The sequence below is a fragment of the Streptomyces gossypii genome (assembly GCF_025165795.1).
Classification (GTDB): Bacteria; Actinomycetota; Actinomycetes; order Streptomycetales; family Streptomycetaceae; genus Streptomyces; species Streptomyces gossypii.
Genome location: NZ_JAJAGO010000013.1, coordinates 109,241 through 127,874, shown reverse-complemented (window position 1 = coordinate 127,874; position 18,634 = coordinate 109,241). Strand labels below are relative to the sequence as shown.

The 18,634-nt window shown below is 69.3% G+C and carries 17 protein-coding genes and 1 riboswitch; of the genes, 7 read left to right on the top strand and 10 right to left on the bottom strand.

The annotated features are described in order from the left end of the window. Positions 1–4: 4 nt before the first annotated feature. The 6 genes from LHJ74_RS26045 to LHJ74_RS26020 all read left to right on the top strand — a co-directional run bounded on the left by LHJ74_RS26045 (position 5) and on the right by LHJ74_RS26020 (position 5,770). Entirely contained in the window at positions 5–286 is a 282-nt protein-coding gene (locus LHJ74_RS26045; RefSeq protein WP_260220674.1) for an Lrp/AsnC family transcriptional regulator, read from the top strand. Between the two features lie 106 nt (positions 287–392). Further along, complete coding sequence (locus LHJ74_RS26040) at positions 393–707, top strand: small secreted hydrophilic protein (protein WP_260220673.1); 315 nt, start codon at positions 393–395, stop codon at positions 705–707. After that, a complete protein-coding gene (locus tag LHJ74_RS26035) occupies positions 652–2,295 on the top strand; it encodes a sensor histidine kinase (RefSeq protein WP_375546841.1) in 1,644 nt (547 codons plus the stop codon). The genes LHJ74_RS26040 and LHJ74_RS26035 overlap by 56 nt, the downstream gene beginning before the upstream one ends. Beyond that, positions 2,292–2,954 (top strand): response regulator transcription factor, encoded by a 663-nt coding sequence (locus LHJ74_RS26030; protein WP_260220672.1) that lies wholly within the window; start codon positions 2,292–2,294, stop codon positions 2,952–2,954. Before LHJ74_RS26035 ends, LHJ74_RS26030 begins: the two co-directional genes overlap by 4 nt. 57 nt (positions 2,955–3,011) lie before the next feature. Further along, positions 3,012–4,445 carry an SLC13 family permease gene (locus tag LHJ74_RS26025; protein ID WP_260220670.1) on the top strand — a complete coding sequence of 478 codons (1,434 nt, stop codon included), beginning with the start codon at positions 3,012–3,014 and terminating at the stop codon, positions 4,443–4,445. A gap of 11 nt (positions 4,446–4,456) precedes the next feature. Beyond that, positions 4,457–5,770 carry a glycerate kinase gene (locus LHJ74_RS26020; protein ID WP_260220669.1) on the top strand — a complete coding sequence of 438 codons (1,314 nt, stop codon included), beginning with the start codon at positions 4,457–4,459 and terminating at the stop codon, positions 5,768–5,770. Here the strand turns inward: LHJ74_RS26020 and LHJ74_RS26015 are convergent. The 6 genes from LHJ74_RS26015 to ctaE all read right to left on the bottom strand — a co-directional run bounded on the left by LHJ74_RS26015 (position 5,701) and on the right by ctaE (position 13,349). Beyond that, complete coding sequence (locus LHJ74_RS26015) at positions 5,701–7,194, bottom strand: aminotransferase class V-fold PLP-dependent enzyme (protein WP_260220668.1); 1,494 nt, start codon at positions 7,192–7,194, stop codon at positions 5,701–5,703. The two genes, LHJ74_RS26020 and LHJ74_RS26015, sit on opposite strands and share 70 nt — an antisense overlap. Positions 7,195–7,533: 339 nt before the next feature. Then, positions 7,534–7,651, bottom strand: a riboswitch (SAM riboswitch). Between the two features lie 80 nt (positions 7,652–7,731). Then, positions 7,732–8,796, bottom strand: a complete 1,065-nt coding sequence (gene trpD, locus LHJ74_RS26010; protein ID WP_260220667.1) for an anthranilate phosphoribosyltransferase — start codon at positions 8,794–8,796, stop codon at positions 7,732–7,734. A 311-nt stretch (positions 8,797–9,107) separates the two neighbouring features. Beyond that, positions 9,108–10,760 (bottom strand): cytochrome bc1 complex cytochrome b subunit, encoded by a 1,653-nt coding sequence (qcrB, locus tag LHJ74_RS26005; RefSeq protein WP_260220666.1) that lies wholly within the window; start codon positions 10,758–10,760, stop codon positions 9,108–9,110. Beyond that, complete coding sequence (gene qcrA / locus LHJ74_RS26000) at positions 10,757–11,845, bottom strand: cytochrome bc1 complex Rieske iron-sulfur subunit (protein WP_260220665.1); 1,089 nt, start codon at positions 11,843–11,845, stop codon at positions 10,757–10,759. The genes qcrB and qcrA overlap by 4 nt, the downstream gene beginning before the upstream one ends. Further along, the gene (qcrC, locus tag LHJ74_RS25995) at positions 11,842–12,654 is read right to left on the bottom strand and encodes a cytochrome bc1 complex diheme cytochrome c subunit (protein ID WP_260220664.1); all 813 of its coding nucleotides are present in this window, start codon (positions 12,652–12,654) and stop codon (positions 11,842–11,844) included. The genes qcrA and qcrC overlap by 4 nt, the downstream gene beginning before the upstream one ends. A 74-nt stretch (positions 12,655–12,728) precedes the next feature. Further along, on the bottom strand, positions 12,729–13,349 hold the full coding sequence (gene ctaE / locus LHJ74_RS25990; protein ID WP_260220663.1) for an aa3-type cytochrome oxidase subunit III: 621 nt from the start codon (positions 13,347–13,349) through the stop codon (positions 12,729–12,731). Between the two features lie 180 nt (positions 13,350–13,529). Here ctaE and LHJ74_RS25985 point away from each other — a divergent pair, with 180 nt between their 5' ends. Next, positions 13,530–13,943, top strand: a complete 414-nt coding sequence (locus tag LHJ74_RS25985) for a hypothetical protein (RefSeq protein ID WP_260220662.1) — start codon at positions 13,530–13,532, stop codon at positions 13,941–13,943. A gap of 162 nt (positions 13,944–14,105) precedes the next feature. On the opposite strand, the gene LHJ74_RS25980 is transcribed toward LHJ74_RS25985, so the two are convergent. The 4 genes from LHJ74_RS25980 to ctaC form a co-directional block, all read right to left on the bottom strand. Beyond that, positions 14,106–15,359 carry a L,D-transpeptidase gene (locus LHJ74_RS25980; RefSeq protein WP_260220661.1) on the bottom strand — a complete coding sequence of 418 codons (1,254 nt, stop codon included), beginning with the start codon at positions 15,357–15,359 and terminating at the stop codon, positions 14,106–14,108. 117 nt (positions 15,360–15,476) lie between these two features. Next, the gene (locus LHJ74_RS25975) at positions 15,477–15,875 is read right to left on the bottom strand and encodes a cytochrome c oxidase subunit 4 (RefSeq protein ID WP_260220660.1); all 399 of its coding nucleotides are present in this window, start codon (positions 15,873–15,875) and stop codon (positions 15,477–15,479) included. Beyond that, positions 15,872–17,617, bottom strand: coding sequence for an aa3-type cytochrome oxidase subunit I (gene ctaD / locus LHJ74_RS25970; protein WP_260220659.1), 1,746 nt, complete (start codon positions 17,615–17,617; stop codon positions 15,872–15,874). Before ctaD ends, LHJ74_RS25975 begins: the two co-directional genes overlap by 4 nt. Then, the gene (gene ctaC, locus LHJ74_RS25965; protein ID WP_260220657.1) at positions 17,614–18,576 is read right to left on the bottom strand and encodes an aa3-type cytochrome oxidase subunit II; all 963 of its coding nucleotides are present in this window, start codon (positions 18,574–18,576) and stop codon (positions 17,614–17,616) included. The genes ctaD and ctaC overlap by 4 nt, the downstream gene beginning before the upstream one ends. Positions 18,577–18,634 lie beyond the last annotated feature (58 nt).

Here is an 18,634-nt window from a genome sequence, read left to right as displayed (position 1 = left end):
CACCATGATCACCTCGATCGTGCTCATCAGGACCAGCACGGACCGTATTCCGGAGATCGCCGAGCAGATCGCGGCCCTGGAAGGTGTCAGTGAGGTCTACTCCGTGACCGGCGCGCACAACCTGATCGCCATGGTGCGGGTGGCCCGGCACGACGACCTCGCGGACGTCATCCCCGGCCGCATCAGCAAGGTCCCGGGCGTCGTCGCGACCGAGACGCACATCGCCTTCCGCACGTACTCCCAGCATGACCTCGAGGCGGCGTTCGCCATCGGGCTGGATGCCTGAGGGCTGTGACCTCGGGAGCATCGGCGGGGCGCACGGTCCCGCCGATGAAGACTTCTTCATCCCGCACTCATGTACGCACCACACCCCCTGCCGCAGGCTGACGCTCATGGCCTTCTCACACCGCATGGCGACCCTGGTCGCCGTCGTGGCGATCCCGCTCGGCATCGCCGCCACCAGCTACGCGCTGAGCGACGACCCGGATCCGCCCCGTTCTCCCGCGAAAGTGGACCTGGAGAGCGAAAGCCCGCAGCCCACCACGTCCCCGCCCACCGCCCCGCCCACCACTCCGTCCGGCGGGCCCGCCCAGTCCCCCGGCGACACGGCCGTGCCGCCGCCGTCCCCGACCGACGGCAGCGGCGGGAGCGATGACGACGACGATCAGGACGACGACGGCGGAGACGACGCCGGGGACGACGGCTGACCCGGTGGGGCCGCATCCCGGGCCCGGTGGCGCGCCGCGCCGCCGCCCGCAGGTAACCGCGCGGGTCCGCATCCTGCTGTGGCTGCTGGTCATCATGGCGGTCGCGCTTGCCGCGGTCGCCACGACCACCCGTTCCATCCTGCAGCGCGACGCCGACCACCGCATCGCCCAGCTGCTGGCCCAGGAGACGGGCGAGTTCGCCAACTTCGTCGAGCACGGCAAGGACCCGGACACCGGCGCCCGGTTCAGCACCTCGCGGCGGCTGCTCGAACTCTTCCTGCAACGGCAGTACTCCGACCCCGACGAGGAGCTGCTGGGCGTCGTAGGCGAGTCCGTGCTGCGCCAGCGGCGGGACATACCCTCCGCCCTGCCGCTGCACCGTGACCGGGAGTCGCTGCGCCACGTCATGGAGAGCAAGGCGCGCAGCGGCACCCTGGACCGCCCGCAGGGGGAGATCCGCTGGGCCCGGGTCCTGATCGAACCGGCCCGGGACACCCCCGGGGGAGCCTTCGTCGTCGCCGTCCACTCCGACCGCGAACAGGGCAGGGCCGATGACGTCTTCCGCACCCTGCTCGCCATCTCAGGAGTGGCACTGCTGATGATCTGTGTCATCGGCTGGGCGGTCGCGGGCCGGATCCTCGCACCGGTACGCCTCGTGCGCACCACCGCCGCCCAGCTCACCGAGCAGGACCTCACACGGCGCATCCCCGTGCACGGCCGGGACGACATCGCGGCACTCGCGGAGACCTTCAACGCCATGCTCGACCGGCTGGAGCGCGCCTTCGCCGCCCAGCGGCACTTCGTCGACGACGCGGGGCACGAGCTCCGTACGCCCATCACGATCGTGCGGGGCCACCTGGAGCTGATGGGCGATGACCCGGTCGAGCGCGAGGAGACCGTGCGCCTGGTGACCGACGAGCTGGACCGGATGAGCCGGATAGTGGAGGATCTGCTGCTGCTCGCCAAGGCCGAGCGGCCCGACTTCGTCTCGGTGGAGCCGGTGGAGCTGGCCGAGCTGACCGCCGACGTCTTCGACAAGGCGCGCACGATCGGCCGTCGGCACTGGAAGCTGGACGCGGTGGGCGCGGGCACCGTCCGGGTCGACCCGCAGCGCATCACCCAGGCCATGGTGCAGCTCGCGCAGAACGCCGTGCAGCACACAACGGAGGACGACGCCGTACGGATCGGATCCCGCCTGACCGGCCGCGTGGTCGAGCTCTGGGTGGCCGACAGCGGGACGGGCATCCGGGCGGAGGACGCCGGACTGATCTTCGAACGCTTCCGCAGGGGCACCGTCCGGCGCGGCGCCCGGGGTTCCGGCGGCGCGGGCCTGGGGCTCTCGATCGTCAAGGCGATCGCCGAGGGACACCCGGGCGGACACGTCGCGCTGCGCGAGACGCCGGGTGGGGGCGCCACCTTCGTCCTCGCGGTGCAGACGGACCGGTCGGCCGAAACCGACGAGGCGGATGACGAGGCGGACGGGGCGGATGAGGCAGACGGACCCGGCGGGACCGGCGGGACCGGCGGGACCTGGCAAGCCGGACGTACAGGGCAGGCCCCGCAGGCCGGAGAGGTGACAGCGCCATGAACCGGATTCTCATCGCCGAGGACGAGGAGCGGATCGCCTCCTTCGTCGAGAAGGGACTGCGCGCCAACGGCTTCACCACCACCATCGCCGCCGACGGCACAACCGCCTTCGGCTATGCCCGCAACGGCGGCTTCGACCTGGTCATCCTCGACATCGGGCTCCCCTTCCGGGACGGCTTCAGCGTGCTGCGCGAACTGCGCGAGGCCCGCGTGACGATGCCGGTGATCGTGCTGACCGCGCGCGACTCCGTACGGGACACCGTGGCCGGGCTCGAAGGCGGCGCCGACGACTGGATGACCAAGCCGTTCCGCTTCGAGGAGCTGCTGGCCCGGGTACGGCTGCGGCTGCGCACCGCGACGCACACTCCCGAGGTGACCGTGCTGCGCAGCGGCAGCCTCTCGCTGGACCTGCGGACCCGCCGGGCCCGTGCCGGCGAGCGCACCGTGGACCTGACGGCCCGTGAGTTCGTGCTCCTGGAGCTCTTCCTGCGCCATCCCGGGCAGGTGCTCTCGCGGGAGCAGATCCTCTCGCACGTCTGGGGCTACGACTTCGACCCCGGCTCGAACATCGTCGACGTCTACGTACGGGCGCTGCGGAAGAAGCTGGGCGCCGCCCAGCTGGACACGGTGCGCGGGATGGGGTATCGGCTGCCCGGATGAAACCTCCTTCATCATCCGCTCACCCGGCGCTCACGGTGACGTCGAAGACTCATCACCGTGCCGATCTCCATCAGACAGTCCGCCGCCCTGTGCGCCGCGCTCAGCTTCTGCGCCCTCCTCGCCGTACCCGCTAACTTCCCCGGGCTCGGCGCGGACGCCCGCATCACCCTCGCCATCTTCACGCTGGCCACCTGCGCCTGGATCGCCACCCCCATCGACGACACCTATGTCGCGCTGAGTGCCGGGCTCGCGCTCGCGGCGACGGGCGTGATCAGCAGCGACACCCTGTTCGGCACTTTGGGTGACTCGACTGTCTGGCTGCTGATCTGCGCCTTCGTGCTGGCCGCAGCGGTCGCCCGGACCGGGCTGGCCGGACGGGCGGCGGTCTTCCTGGTCAGCGGCGCCCGCACGGTGCGGCAGCTGGTGCACCTCACGACTGCGGCACTCGTGGTGACCGCCTTCGCCATACCCGCCACCTCCGGCCGTGCCGCCCTGGCTCTCCCGGTGTTCCTCGCACTGGCCAAGGCGCTCGCGGAACGTACCCGTCTGGTCGTGATGCTGGCGCTGCTCTTCCCCACCGTGATCCTGCTGTCCGCCGTGGCCACCCTCATCGGCGCGGGCGCGCACCTGATCACCGTCAGCGTGCTGTGGGAGGCGACCGGTGAACAGATCGGCTTCACCCAGTGGCTGCTGCTGGGGCTGCCGCTGGCGCTGGCCTCCTCGCACCTGGGCGCGGAGACCGTGCTGCTCACGACGACGGACCGCGCCGACCGGCGGCAGCCCGTACGGATCAGCGCGGCAGACATCCAGGAGCAGAACGAGGACTCCGCGCTCACGGTCACCGGGCCCCTCTCCTCCGTCGAGGTCCGGTGCCTGCTCCTGCTGTTCACCGTCGTCACCCTGTGGTGCGCCGAACCGCTGCACGGCGTCACCCCGGCGGTCGTCGCCCTCATCGGCGCGGTCGTCGCGGCCTCACCGGTGCTGGGCACCGTACGGCTGGGGGACGCGCTGCGCACCGTGCCCTGGTCGCTGCTGCTGTTCATGGCGGCGACCATGGCCATGGGCGGTGCCCTCTCCACCTCCGGCGCGGCCTCCTGGCTGGTGGGCGGACTGACGTCGTCCGGAGACACCCGGGTGCCCCCCTGGCTCTTCCTCTCGGTCGTGGTGGCGGTGAGCACCGCGGCGCATCTGGTGCTCCAGTCCCGCTCCGCCCGCTCCAGCGTGCTCGTGCCGCTGGTGGTGGCCGCGGCCGCCGGCGCCGGGGTCAACCCGGTGACCGCCGCGCTGGCCTCGACCGCCGCCGCGGGCTTCTGCCACACGCTGCCCGCCTCCGCCAAGCCGGTCACACTCTTCTCCGACGTGCCCGGTGTCACCACCTACACCCCGCGCGACCTGCTGCGCCTCTCCGCCGTACTGGCGCCGGTGACCGCCGCGCTGGTGCTGTTCTTCGCTCTCGCCGTCTGGCCACTGCTCGGCGTGCCCGTCCTCTGAGGAGATCCTTCGTGCCGCACTACCGTTTCGCCATCGCCCCCAGCGGTTTCAAGGGATCACTGTCCGCCGGGCAGGCCGCCGACGCCATCGCGCGCGGCGTCCGCCGGGTCGTCCCCGACGCCTTCCTCGATCTGATCCCCATCGTGGACGGCGGCGAGGGTACGGCCGAGGCGCTCGCCGCCGCGACCGGCGGGAGGCTCGTCAGCCGTACGGCAACCGGCCCCGTCGGCGCACCCGTGCGCACCCACTTCGCGCTGCTCGGCCCGGACCCCGGCACCCCGCGCACCGCCCTGGTCGAGATGGCCGCCGTCGCCGGGCTGTCCCTCGTGCCGGCCGGACGACGCGACCCGTCCGCCACCACGACCCACGGCGTGGGTGAACTGATCCGCGCAGCCCTGGACTCCGGCGCCCGCCGCATCCTCGTGGGCTGCGGCGACTCCGGCACCTCCGACGGCGGCGCCGGCGCGCTGCGGGCCCTGGGCGCCCGGCTCCTGGACGCGGAAGGCCGGGAGCTGCCGCACGGCGGCGGTGCCCTGACCCGGCTGGACCGCATCGACGTACGGACCCTGGAGCCGCGCCTGCGCGCCACCGAACTGCTGCTGGCCTGCAATCCCTTCAACGTGCTGGCCGGAGAACGCGGGGTCGCACGCGTCTACGGCCCGCAGAAGGGGGCGAGCCCCGCCCAGGTCGAACTGCTGGCGGGCGCGCTCGAACACTGGGCGGACGTCCTCGCCCGCGATCTGCGACCCCGGCAGAGGACGCCGGACGGCTCCTCCGTCCCGCTGCTCTCCGACGACCTGCGGCACGCGCCCGGCACCGGCGCCTCCGGAGGACTCGGCGCGGGGATGGCCGCGCTGGGCGCCCGGCTGCTGCCCCGGTTCGACGTACTCCTCGACCACCTCGACCTGGATGCCAGGCTGGCCCCCGCCCATCTGGTGATCACGGCCGAGGGCGCGCTGGACAGGCAGACGGTGCGCGGCAAGGTACCCGCCGAGGTGGCGCGGCGGGCCAAGGCCCTGGACAAGCCCGTCATCGCCCTGGCAGGCACCCTCGGCGAGGGCGCGCACACCGTACGGGCCTCCGGGGTGGACGCGTACAGCGGTATCCTGCCCGCACCCGTCGCGCTGGCCGAGGCCCTGAGCCGGGGCGCCGAGTACCTCGCTGACGCGGCCGAGCGGGCACTGCGCATGGTGCTGCTCGGCACCCGGATGACGGCGGGCGACGGCCTCGGCCGGGGCGCGGGGCGGACGGACGGTCATCGGGCAGGGGTGGCCGTGCCCGCTCGGCCTTCCCTGCCCGCCGTGCCCGCTGCCCCCGCGTCGTGATCGGGAAGGCAGCGCCCGGCCTCCGTCCGGTAGTTCCACCGGGAGCCGCAGGCCACCAGCTCCCGGACCGCCCCGAGGAACCGCTCAATGTGCTCGTCCGGGGTACCCACCCCGAAGCTCACCCGCACCGCGTTGAGCGGACGCTGCCCGGCCCCGGACGAGGACTCGCCCGCACCGCACTCGCCGGGCTCGTCCGGCTCTCGGCCCAGCAGGGCGCGCAGGAGGGGGTGGGCGCAGAAGAGGCCGTCCCGCACTCCGATGCCGTACTCGGCGGACAGCGCCGCCGCCAGATGCGAGCTGTGCCATCCCTCGACGACGAAGGAGACGACGCCGACCCGCTCCGCCTCCTCGCCGAACAGCGAGAGCACCCGTACGCCCGGCACCGCGGCCAGCCCCGCCAGCAGGTGGGCGAGCAGTTCGCGCTCCCGCCGCACCAGGCGCTCGAAACCGGCCTCCTCCAGGGCGCGGCAGGCCGAGGCCACCGCGTAGGCACCGATGACGTTCGGCGAACCGGCCTCGTGCCGGGCCGAGCCGGTGTGCCACTCGACCTCCAGCCGTCCGTCCGCCCCGCGTGCCACGGTGCGGCTCGCGCCGCCGCCCGCGAGATACGGTTCGGCGTCGCGCAGCCAGTCCGCCCGGCCCGCGAGCACTCCGGCACCGAAGGGCGCGTAGAGCTTGTGCCCGGAGAAGGCGACCCAGTCGGCGTCCAGCGCCGCGAGGTCGACGGGGTGATGCGGAGCGAGCTGCGCCGCGTCCAGCACGATCCGCGCCCCGTGCCGGTGGGCGACGGCCGCCAGCTCCCGTACGGGCCAGACCTCCCCCGTCACGTTGGAAGCCCCCGTGACACACACCAGCTTCGGCCCCGCGGGCGCCGTGCGCAGCGCCGTGTCCAGAGCTTCGACGGCCTGCTCCGGAGAACGCGGGGCGGACAGGCAGGTGGTGGCACGGCCGCGCCACGGCAGCAGCGAGGCATGGTGCTCGGTCTCGAACACGAACACCCGGGTGCCGTCCGGAAGGGCACGTGCGAGGAGGTTCAGCGAGTCGGTCGTCGCCCGGGTGAAGACGACCTCGTCATCCGCACGACAGCCCAGGAACCGGGCCACGGTCGCCCTGCTCCGCTCGTACAGGTCGGTGGAGATCTGCGACAGATGCCCGGCACCCCGGTGCACGCTGCCGTAGTGCGGGGCATACGCGGCGAGGTCGTCCCACACCTTGCGCAGTACGGGCGCGCTGGCGGCGTGGTCGAGTGCCGCGTAGGGCACCTCTCCCCCGGTGACCAGAGGGACGAGGACGTCGTTCCCGAGCACGGGCAGCAGCGGCCCGGCGACGTCCGGGACGCTCCGGAGGACGGGAGCAGGGGTGGGACCGGCGGCGGGACCGGCGGCGGAAGCGGGCAGGTCGAAGGCAGAGGTATCCACAGACATGGCGGCATCTCCTGAGGGCTGGCGCGTGCGGCACGTGACAGGCGGACGGCGCACGGCGCGCCGTGCGCGGAACTGCTCGGCTGACGGGGCCGGAGCCCCAGGGCGCAACGCCCCGGGGCTTGTCCGGTGGATCCTCTCGGGCCCGCGTGGGCCGGCACCGCGCCTCGCCGCGTTGTCTCAGGCGCCCGAGTACGCCCAGTAAGAGAGCACTCCTCCGCCGTGCGAACTACGGCACCGGCAGCCGCGAGCTGATCCTCAAAGATCCACCGGACAGGCCCTAACGCATTCGCTGACTCACGAAAAAAACTCCCTCGAAGACCAGGGACCCCTGGAATGAGGGACCCGCGCTTGCCGCAGACCTCGCTGCCTGCGGCCTGGTCATCACCCGGGGCACCCCGCCACGGAAGGAGGGTTGCCGGACAGCGGGCCGGGGCCTTGGTCGCTGTCACTCGTGACCTGCACGGGAGTATGCCATACCGCCCCGAGACGGAAAAGTGACCGCCGGGGGCGGGGCCGAGGCCCCGCCCCCGGACAGGCCTAGGCGTTGCTCGCCGTCACCCATGCCGCCAGGGCCGCCTTCGCCGCGCCCGAGTCGATGGCCGTGGCCGCCCGCCGCATCCCCGCCGTGATCTGCTCCGCCAGAGGGCCCTCGCCTGGTTCGAGGGCGACCAGCGCCGCCGCCGAGTTGAGCAGCACCGCGTCCCGCACCGGGCCGTGGACGCCGTCCAGCAGGCGGCGTGCGACGTCCGCGTTGTACGCGGCGTCCGCGCCGCGCAGCGCCTCCACCGGCACCAGTTCGAGCCCCACGTCGCGCGGGTCGAAGGTCTCCTCGCGCACCTCGCCGTGCCGCACCGTCCAGACCGTGGAGGTGGCGGTCGTCGTCAGTTCGTCCAGCCCGTCGTCCCCACGGAAGACCAGCGCCGACGAGCCGCGCGCGGCGAGCACGCCCGCCATGATCGGCGCCATCCGCGCATCGGCGACGCCTGTCGCCTGCGCCCGCACGCGGGCCGGGTTGGTCAGCGGACCGAGGAAGTTGAAGGACGTCGGGATGCCCAACTCCTTGCGGGCGTTCGCCACATGCCGCAGTGACGGATGGAACTTCACCGCGAAGCAGAAGGTGATCCCGGCCTCCGCCGCGACCTCGGCGACCCGGTCCGGCGAGAGTTCCAGATTGACGCCGAGCTTCTCCAGTACGTCCGAGGCACCGCTGGCCGAGGAGGACGCTCGGCTGCCGTGTTTGACGACTCGCGCGCCCGCGCCGGCCACCACGATCGCGGACATGGTGGAGATGTTGACGGTCCTTGCCCGGTCGCCGCCGGTGCCGACGATGTCGACCGTGGGGCCGGGGACCTCGATCACCTTCGCGTGCTCGTACATCGTGCGCACCAGGCCGGAGATCTCCGCCACCGTCTCACCCTTGGCGCGCAGCGCGACGGCGAAGCCGGCGATCTGCGCGTCGGTGGCCTCGCCGCGCATGATGCGGTCCATCGCCCAGGCCGTGGCATCGGCCGAGAGGTCCTCACCGGCGAGCAGGGAAGTGAGCACGTCCGGCCATGAGCGGACCGCCATGGTGTCGCCTCCAGCGGGGGTCGCAGCGCTCATGGGATCACTCCTGGCATGGATTCGGCGGGGCGCACACGCCACGACGGCGCGGTCCGGCGCCAGCCTATCGGCGCCGGGCCCCTGTGACAGGACCGCGCCCGCACTGCGGACACCCCGGTGACAACTCCTCGAAGGCTCCCCCCGGGAACCCCTCCGGAACCCCCTCGGGCCCATCCGCCCGAGACCGCATGGGCAGAGCCCCCTCAAGACGGCGGATTCCAGGGAGACAGCAGGAGGGCCCCGGTCCCTGTGCGGGACCGGGGCCCTCCGGTGGGCTGTTCAGCGAAGCTCAGTCGAGCGTGACGAGGGGATCAGTGATGGCCGTGGCCACTCGTCAGCTCCCGGTACTCCTCCGCCGTCGGCTTCGGAATCTGGCCACCTTCGCCGTAGTACCCCTTCGAGAGCGATACCCGCACCCTCTCGACCGGGTTGACCTTGCGCACGACACCGTGCTCGTCGGTCTCGGGGCCGATCTCCAGCGGCTGGTACTGCTCGTGCCCGGCGAGGACGTGCAGCTCCTCCTGCGACAGAGGCTCGTGCACCTCCACGAACTCGCCGTGCGGCAGCCGTTTGATGATCCCGGACTCCCGCCCGTGCAGCACTTTCTCTCTGTCCGCTCGCTGGAGTCCCAGACAGATGCGTTTGGTCACGATGAAGGTCAGAATCGGCACCACGAAGAACCCGATGCGGACGAACCAGGTGATCGAGTTGATCGACAGATGCAGATAGGTGGCCCACAGGTCGTTTCCGCCACCGATGAGCAACACGAAGTACCAGGAGACCCAGGCCATGCCGAACGCCGTACGCGTCGGCACGTTGCGCGGCCGGTCGAGAATATGGTGCTCGCGTTTGTCTCCGGTGACCCAGGATTCGATGAACGGATAGGCCGCGATGGCCCCCAGCACCACTGGGAACACCACCATGAGCGGGATGATGAGGTCCATCACCAGCGTATGGCCCAAGACGTTGATCTCCCAGCCCGGCATGATCCGGACCAGGCCCTCGGGGAATCCCAGATACCAGTCTGGTTGCGCGTTCGTCGACACCTGGTCCGGCCGGTACGGGCCGATCGTCCAGACGGGGTTGATGGTGAACGTCGCGGCGATGACCGAGATGACGCCGAAGACCAGGAAGAAGAAGCCGCCCGCCTTGGCCGTGTAGACCGGCAGCAGAGGCGTGCCGACGACGTTCTTGTTGGTCTTGCCCGCGCCCGCGAACTGCGTGTGCTTCTGGTAGAAGACCAGAGTCACGTGCGTGACGACGAGGGCCAGCATGATTCCCGGCAACAACAGGATGTGGAAGGCGAAGAAGCGCGGGATGATCTCGGTCCCGGGGAACTCACCCCCGAACAGGAACATCGCCAGATACGTGCCGATCACCGGCGTGGCCAGGATGGCGCCGTGCAGGAAGCGGAGGCCGGTGCCGGAGAGCAGGTCGTCCGGCAGTGAGTAACCGGTGAGTCCGGTGAACATGCCGAGCACCAGCAGCGTGAAGCCGAACACCCAGTTGAGCTCGCGCGGCTTGCGGAAGGCGCCCGTGAAGAACACCCGCATCATGTGCACGAACATCGCCGCGAGGAAGATCAGCGCGCCCCAGTGGTGGATCTGCCTTATGAGCAGACCGCCGCGGACGTCGAAGCTGATGTCCAGCGTCGAGGCGTACGCCTCGGACATCACGACACCCTGCATCGGCACATAGGAGCCGTGGTATTCGACCTCGGCCATGCTCGGGGTGAAGAACATCGTCAGGTAGACGCCGGTGAGGATGATGACGATGAAGCTGTAGAGCGCGACTTCACCGAGCATGAAGGACCAGTGGTCCGGGAAGATCTTGCGCATCGTGGCCTTGGCCGCGCCATAGATGCTCAGCCGGCCGTCCGCCCAGTCGGCGACACGCTCTCCCGCAGGGGCCTTCCGCCTGTCCGACGTCTCAGCCTCAGTACGGTTCGACGTTGAAATACTCATCCGCGCTCCCAGAAGGCCGGACCGACCGGCTCCGCGAAGTCGCCCTGCGCTTCGAGGAATCCGTCCTTGTTGACGCTGATTTTCAGTTGTGGCAGCGGGTGCCCCGCGGGACCGAAGAGCACACGCGCGCCATCGGCGAGGTCAAAAGTCGACTGGTGGCACGGGCACAGGACATGGTGCGTCTGCTGCTCGTACAGGCTGACCGCACAGCCGATGTGAGTACAGATTTTAGAGTAGGCGAGGATGCCCTCGTGCGACCAGTCCAGCGACTGCTTGTCCTTGATGTCGGCCGGTTCGATACGCACCAGCATCAGGGCGGCCTTGGCGATCTCGTTCGCCCATCCGTGCTCGCCGTGATCCAGACCCTCGGGCTTGGCGAAGGCGAGCGACCCGACCGTGATGTCCTCGGGCTTCAGCTTCAGGCCGGTGTTCTCGTTGACGAGCACCTTGCCCTTCTTCCACGCCGTCTTCCGCAGCTTGTCCTCGGGCAGCGGCCCGAGGTCACGCAGCAGCACGACGCCGGAGAGCGGCAGCAGCGCCATCGCACCGTACAGGGTGTTCCGGACCAGCCTGCGGCGCCCGAACTGGGACTCCGTGGCGCCCTGTTTGAACTCCTCGATGACCTGCGCCCTGACCTCGGGCTCGGCGGAGATCGAGTGGCGCTCCTGGATGAGCTCCGTGTCGGTCATCAGCGTGCGGGCCCAGTGGACCGCACCGGCGCCGATGCCGAGCAGCGCGATGCCCAGCGTCATGCCCAGCGAGAAGTTGAGCGCACTGATGTGACCGGCCGGCCAGATGTAGACGATCTTGTCGGCCGGGAACGCCACGAAGGAGGCGATGAAGCCGACGGTGGCCAGCATCGACAGCGTGAAGAGCATGGCGACGGTGCGCTCGGAGCGCTTGGCCGCCGCCTCGTCCACGTCCTGGACGCGGTGCTGGTGCGCCGGGAGCCCGGGATTCGCGAACGGGTCCTGCTCCGGCAGGGAGACCGAGCCCTCGCCCGGCTCCCGCCCCTGGGGGTGACCCTGCTCAGGCAGGTTGTGGTCGTCTGGCACGTCTTCGTGTGGTCCAGTCTCGCTACTCATGACTTCTTGGCCTTCGTGCTCCGAGCCGCGACCCATACGGCAGTGGCGATCATGGCACCGAGACCGAACACCCAGGCGAACAGACCCTCACTGACGGGGCCGGTCCCACCGAGCTTGTAGCCGCCGGGGGTATGCGCCTCGTCGCTGTTGACGGTCTTCAGGTACGCGACAATGTCCTTCTTGTCCTTTGCGGTGACCAGCGTGTCGGGGAACGACGGCATCGCCTGCGGGCCGGTCTGCATGGCCTCGTAGATGTGCTTCTCGTCGACGCCCCCCAGGTCGGGCGCGTACTTGCCCTCGGTCAGGGCACCGCCCTCGCCGGTGAAGTTGTGGCACTGCGCGCAGTTCGTACGGAACAGCTCGCCACCGTTGGCGAGATCCGCGCCGTTCGGGCTGTACTGATCCTTGGTGGGCACGCTCGGGCCGGGGCCCAGCGAGGCGACGTACGCCGCGAGCTGGTCGGTCTCGGCCTGCGTGTACTTCGGCTTCTTCTTCGGCGCCTGGGCACCCGGCTGCGCTGCGGGCATCCGGCCGGTGCCGACCTGGAAGTCCACGGCTGCCGCGCCTACGCCGACCAGGCTGGGACCGTCGGTCGTGCCCTTGCCGCCGGTGCCATGGCAGCTGGCACAGCCCACGGCGTACAGCTCCTTCCCCTCCTTGATGGCGAGGGAGGAGCTGGAAGCCTGGTTGGCCTTGGCCTCATCCGCAGGAGCGAAAGCGGTGTACAGCCCCCCGGTAGCCGCCAGCGCGAAGAGTAGGACGACCAGCGCCGCCAGCGGATGGCGCCGTCGTGCGGAGAGCTTTTTCACGGATTACCCCGGTGTCAGGATCTTCAGCGTCGATGCTTATGGCTATGTCTGAGAGTGAAGGACCCGTGCGCGGATCACTGGATCAGGTAGATCGTGGCGAAGAGGCCGATCCAGACGACATCGACGAAGTGCCAGTAATAGGACACGACGATGGCGGCTGTGGCCTGCTCGTGGGTGAACCGCTTCGCCGCGTACGTCCTGCCCAGCACGAGCAGGAAGGCGATCAATCCGCCCGTCACATGCAACCCGTGGAAGCCGGTGGTCAGGTAGAACGCCGACCCGTAGGCATCCGAGGACAGCGTCATCCCGTCCTTCTTGACCAGCTCCGTGTACTCGAAGATCTGGCCGCCTACGAAGACGGCACCCATCACGAACGTGACGATGAACCAGCTCCTGAGCTTCTTCACGTCCCCGCGCTCGGCGGCGAACACGCCGAGCTGGCAGGTGAGTGAGGAGAGCACCAGGATCGTGGTGTTCGTCGCCGCGAAGGGAAGGTTCAGCGTCTCCGCGTGTCCCTTCCAGAAGTCGGCGCCCGTCACTGATCGCAGGGTGAAGTACATCGCGAAGAGGGCCGCGAAGAACATCAGCTCGGAACTCAGCCAGATGATGGTTCCGACGCTGGTGAGGTTCGGCCGGTTGACCGATGGGTGCGCGTGCCCGGTATCTACTGCTGTTGCTGTCGCCACGACCGACATTATGTCGGTCCCTTATCCCGGCCTCACCTCCGGGGGTGCCGTTCGGTGTGTCACGGTGCCCTGCGCTGCTCAAACAGGCCACCGCGACGGTGCCCGGAACAGTGTTGACCAGGCGGCGGAAGGAGTAGCATCCGGCCCAGCAGCGTTCACAGTTCGACGAGATCCCCACGCGGAGGAACGATGAAGGCGACCGCCACGGTGCTGGTCTACAGCGACGACGCCAACACCCGCGAGCAGGTGCGGCTCGCCGCCGGGCGCCGGCCCGCCTCCGACGTGCCCCAGGTCCAGTACCTCGAATGCGCCACGCTCCCCGCGCTGCTGACCGCCCTGGAAGAGCGCGTGGTGGACGTCTGCGTGCTTGACGGCGAGACGGCCCCGGCGGGCGGCATGGGCGTGTGCCGGCAGATCAAGGACGAGATCTTCCGCTGCCCGCCCGTGCTGCTTCTGATCGGCCGCCCGCAGGACGCCTGGCTGGCGACCTGGAGCCGGGCCGAGGCCGCGGTGTCCCACCCGGTCGACCCGGTGGCGCTGGCGGACGCGCTCGCCGGACTGCTGCGCGGTGTGGGCCCGGCCGTGAACTCCGGCGCCGCCTGAGGCGCCTCGCGGCATCCTGACGCGTCAGCCGTACGGGTCCGCAGTCGGGCCCGGCCGCGACGCCACACGGGCCGCACAGCCCTGCCAGAGGGCCGCACCACCGCGCGCCGGGCCGGGCCCGCACCACCAGGCCCGCTCCTCGGCTCACCCGCACCTCGGAACTCACACCTCGAAGCGCAGCCTGGCCGCGTCCCCGCCGGTGCCGCGCTCCTGGGTGCCCCCGCGCAGTGCGCTGCCTTCCCGCCACTTCTGCCAGCTCATGTTCCAGTCGCCGAAGCCGTTGCCGAAGACGGGCATTCGCTCCCCGCCGCCGTTGACGTACTTCACGATGTCGCCCTTTCGCACCAGCTGGAAGAACCACCGGGCGTTGTCCGTGCTCATCCCCGTGCAGCCGTGGCTGACGTTGGCGGAGCCGTGCGAGCCGGCCGACCAGGGCGCGGCGTGCACGAACTCACCGCTTCCGGTGACCTGGGTGTTCCAGTGCACCGGCAGGTCGTACGACTCCGAGCTGCCCTCCGGTATGCCGATGCTGGTGCCGCGCATCCGTATGAACTGCTGCTTCCCGAGGACCACCTTGACGCCGTTGCGTGTCTGGAAGCCGGGTTTGCCGGTGGTGACCGGGACGGTGCGCAGCTTCTTGCCGTTCTTCCGCACCGTCATGCGGTGGGCGCCTATGTCCACCAGCGCCTCGACCCGGTCCCCCGTACGGATGCTCAGCCGCGCCGAGTTCCCGCCGCTCAGACCGTCGCGGATGCTGACGCCCTTGAGCGCCGCACGGGCCGTTATCGTCGCGTTCTCGGGCCAGTACTCCTTGGGCCGGTAGTGCAGCGTCTTGCTGTCCGCCCAGTGCCAGGCGCCCTCGACTCCGGGGCTCGAGTCGACGAGGAGCGCGTGCTCCACCGTCCTGCGCTGGCCCGGATCCTTGATCCGGTGGCTGAGCTCGGCCACCAGGGGCTGCCCTACGCCGTAGACGCCCTTGTCCGGGCCGAGGGTGACGTCGAGCTTTCTGCCGTTGGCGGGCTTGGTCTCGAAGCGCACGGTGCGGCTGCCGGGGGCGCCGCCGGCCTTCTCCGTGCTGATCAGCACCGTGTAGCGCACTCCGGCCGTCAGCGGGGCGGTGCTGTGCCAGCGGGAGCCGTCGGCGGAGAGTTCACCGCGCACCCGGCGCCCCGACCCGTCGCTGGCTATGACGTCGGTGATCCTGCTCTCGCTGCCTGTCGTCGTCACTTCGAGGGGCTTGCGGTGGTCGACGGTGCCGCCGTCCTCCCCGATGTTGACGGCTATCTGGTCGCTGGCGTCGTAGGGGGCGGCGGCGAACGGGCTGGCGTCCTCACCGCAGGCGGTGAGCCCCACCGCCAGGGGCACGAGTATCAGTGCGCAACTGAGCGCCACACGGCGATTCGGTCGATTTGTCATAAGACCAAAATATGAAGATTAGTCAGCTTGGGCCTGCTGGATTCATGCAAACGGGTCGGCCCCCGGAGCATCCGGGGGCCGACCCTTGACTGCACGTACCGCTGACTACACGAACGCCTACTGGTTCTGCGCCTCGCCGTGGTAGTACTCGAAAACCCAGCCGAAGAGGCCCACCAGCAGCAGTGGCAGCGAGAAGAAAAGCAGCCACCAGCCGACGGCGATACCGAGGAAGGCCAGGGCCCCACCGATACCGAGGAACAGCGGCTGCCAGCTGTGCGGGCTGAAGAAGCCCACCTCACCGGCGTCGTCCGCCACGTCCGCGTCCTTGTTGTCCTGCGCTCCGGTGTCCACCCGCCGGGCGGTGAAGGCCAGGTAGTAGCCGATCATCACCGCCAGGCCGAAGGCCAGGAAGAGCGCCGTGGTACCGACCGGCTCCTTCGACCAGAGCCCGTAGACCAGGGCCACGCCGAGAAGGAAAACGGCGAGCCAGATGAACATACGTCCCTGGGCCTTCACTTGCCGTCACCCTTTCCCGCGGCAGCGCTGCCTGCCAGAACCGTCTCCTCGCCGCGCGCCTCGAGCTGCTCGAGCGCCGTGATCTCAGGGTGGTGCAGATCGAACGCCGGGGATTCGGACCGGATACGCGGCAGCGTGAGGAAGTTATGCCGCGGCGGCGGGCACGAAGTCGCCCATTCGAGTGAACGTCCGTAGCCCCACGGGTCGTCGACCTCGATCTTCTTGCCGTGCTTCGCCGTCTTCCAGATGTTGTAGAGGAAGGGCAGCAGCGACAGTCCGAGCAGGAACGAACTGACGGTGGACACGGTGTTGAGGAAGGTGAACCCGTCGGCTTCCAGATAGTCCGCGTACCGGCGCGGCATGCCCTCGGCACCCAGCCAGTGCTGGACGAGGAAGGTGCCGTGGAAGCCGATGAACAGCGTCCAGAAGGTGATCTTCCCGAGCCGCTCGTCGAGCATCTTGCCGGTGAACTTGGGCCACCAGAAGTGGAATCCCGCGAACATCGCGAAGACGACCGTGCCGAAGACGACGTAGTGGAAGTGCGCGACCACGAAGTACGAGTCGGAGACGTGGAAGTCCATCGGTGGCGAGGCCAGGATGACGCCGGTCAGACCACCGAAGAGGAAGGTCACCAGGAAGCCGATCGTCCAGAGCATCGGTGTCTCGAAGGACAGCGACCCCTTCCACATCGTGCCGAGCCAGTTGAAGAACTTCACACCGGTCGGCACCGCGATCAGGAAGGTCATGAAGGAGAAGAACGGCAGAAGCACCCCGCCCGTCACATACATGTGGTGCGCCCAGACGGTCACCGAGAGGCCCGCGATGGAGATCGTCGCGCCGATAAGGCTGATGTAGCCGAACATCGGCTTGCGGCTGAAGACCGGGATGATCTCGGAGACGATGCCGAAGAACGGCAGCGCGATGATGTACACCTCTGGATGCCCGAAGAACCAGAACAGATGCTGCCAGAGCAATGGCCCGCCATTGGCGGCATCGAAGATATGTGCCCCGAATTGTCGGTCCGCTTCCAGCGCGAAGAGCGCGGCAGCCAGTACGGGGAAGGCCAGCAGCACCAGCACGCCGGTCAGCAGTACGTTCCAGGTGAAGATCGGCATCCGGAACATCGTCATGCCGGGCGCGCGCATGCAGATGATGGTGGTGATGAAGTTGACCGAGCCGAGGATCGTACCGAAGCCGGAGAACGCGAGACCCATGATCCACATGTCGGCGCCCACACCAGGCGAGTAGACCTCGCTGGAGAGCGGCGAGTACGCGAACCAGCCGAAGTCCGCCGCACCCTGCGGGGTGAGGAAGCCGCCGACGGCGATCAGCGAACCGAACAGGTAGAGCCAGTAGGCGAACATGTTCAGCCGCGGGAACGCCACATCGGGAGCACCGATCTGGAGCGGCATGATCCAGTTCGCGAAACCTGCGAACAGCGGAGTGGCGAACATCAGCAGCATGACCGTGCCATGCATCGTGAACGCCTGGTTGAACTGCTCGTTCGACATGATCTGCGTGCCCGGCCGGGCCAGTTCGGCGCGCATGAAGAGCGCCATGACTCCGCCGATACAGAAGAACGCGAACGACGTGATCAGGTAGAGCGAGCCGATCGTCTTGTGATCGGTGGTCGTCATCCACTTCACGACGACGTTGCCGGGTTCTTTTCGGCGCACGGGCAGCTCGTTCTCGTACGAGTCGTCTGCTGCGGCGGCACCCTGAGATTCGTTGAGGATGCTCACGGGTTATTCGTCTCCGCGTTCCTGGCGTCACCAGTTGTGGGAACGCCCGCCGGGATGTAGCCGGTCTGGCCCTTTTCCGCCAGGTCCTCCAGATGCTTCTGGTAACGCTCGGGAGAGACGACCTTGACGTTGAAGAGCATCCGGGAATGGTCCACGCCACACAGCTCGGCACACTTGCCCATGTAGGTGCCCTCCTTGGTGGGAGTCACCTCAAAGCGGTTCGTGTGGCCGGGGATGACGTCCTGCTTCATCAGGAACGGCACAACCCAGAACGAGTGGATGACGTCGCGGGAGGTCAGGATGAACTGAACCGTCTCGCCCTTGGGCAGCCACAGAGTCGGACCCGGGTTGTTGTTCTGCGGGTTCCGGTCCGAGGGGGTGCCGGCGGTGTGGACGCCCTCCGCGCCTTCCGGGAACGCCTTCTTCATCCGGTCCGGGATGGCGGCCAGATCCTTGCCGTCCGTGGCTGAGGTCTTCGCCTTGCCGTCCACGTTCTCGATGTAGTTGAAGCCCCAGCTCCATGTGTAGCCCACCACGTTGACGACGTGGTCGGGCTTTTCGGAGGTCTCCAGAAGCTCCGCCTCATCACGCGCGGTGAAGTAGAAGAGCACCGCCACCATGATGATCGGAACGACGGTGTAGAGGGCCTCGATGGGCATGTTGTACCTGGTCTGGGCAGGTACCTCCACCTTGGTGCGGGACCGCCTGTGGAAGATCACACTCCACAGGATCAGGCCCCACACCAGCACGCCCGTGGCGATGGCCGCCGCCCACGAGCCTTGCCACAGGGAGAGGATCCGAGGCGCCTCTTCCGTGACCGGAGTGGGCATGCCGAGCCGAGGGAAGTCCTTTGATGTGCAACCAGTGGCGGTCGCCAGGACCAAGCCCGCAATCAGCGCCTGCGGCAGCTTCCGCCGCATCGGGCGCCGCGACGAGCGGTCGGAGCCGTTGGGACTCACGTAGCGCCTTCCCGAGAGTCTCGCCCGCTCAGCCGGGCACGGCCGTCTTATGGGCGGG

Coding starts and splice junctions, on each gene's coding strand:
- LHJ74_RS26035 (WP_375546841.1), top strand. CDS start 652: ATGACGACGACGATCAGGACGACGACGGCGGAGACGACGCCGGGGACG.
- LHJ74_RS25985 (WP_260220662.1), top strand. CDS start 13,530: ATGAAGGCGACCGCCACGGTGCTGGTCTACAGCGACGACGCCAACACC.
- LHJ74_RS26015 (WP_260220668.1), bottom strand. CDS start 7,194: ATGTCTGTGGATACCTCTGCCTTCGACCTGCCCGCTTCCGCCGCCGGT.
- LHJ74_RS25980 (WP_260220661.1), bottom strand. CDS start 15,359: ATGACAAATCGACCGAATCGCCGTGTGGCGCTCAGTTGCGCACTGATA.
- ctaE (WP_260220663.1), bottom strand. CDS start 13,349: ATGTCGGTCGTGGCGACAGCAACAGCAGTAGATACCGGGCACGCGCAC.
- LHJ74_RS26040 (WP_260220673.1), top strand. CDS start 393: ATGGCCTTCTCACACCGCATGGCGACCCTGGTCGCCGTCGTGGCGATC.
- LHJ74_RS26030 (WP_260220672.1), top strand. CDS start 2,292: ATGAACCGGATTCTCATCGCCGAGGACGAGGAGCGGATCGCCTCCTTC.
- qcrB (WP_260220666.1), bottom strand. CDS start 10,760: ATGAGTATTTCAACGTCGAACCGTACTGAGGCTGAGACGTCGGACAGG.
- qcrA (WP_260220665.1), bottom strand. CDS start 11,845: ATGAGTAGCGAGACTGGACCACACGAAGACGTGCCAGACGACCACAAC.
- trpD (WP_260220667.1), bottom strand. CDS start 8,796: ATGAGCGCTGCGACCCCCGCTGGAGGCGACACCATGGCGGTCCGCTCA.
- LHJ74_RS26045 (WP_260220674.1), top strand. CDS start 5: ATGATCACCTCGATCGTGCTCATCAGGACCAGCACGGACCGTATTCCG.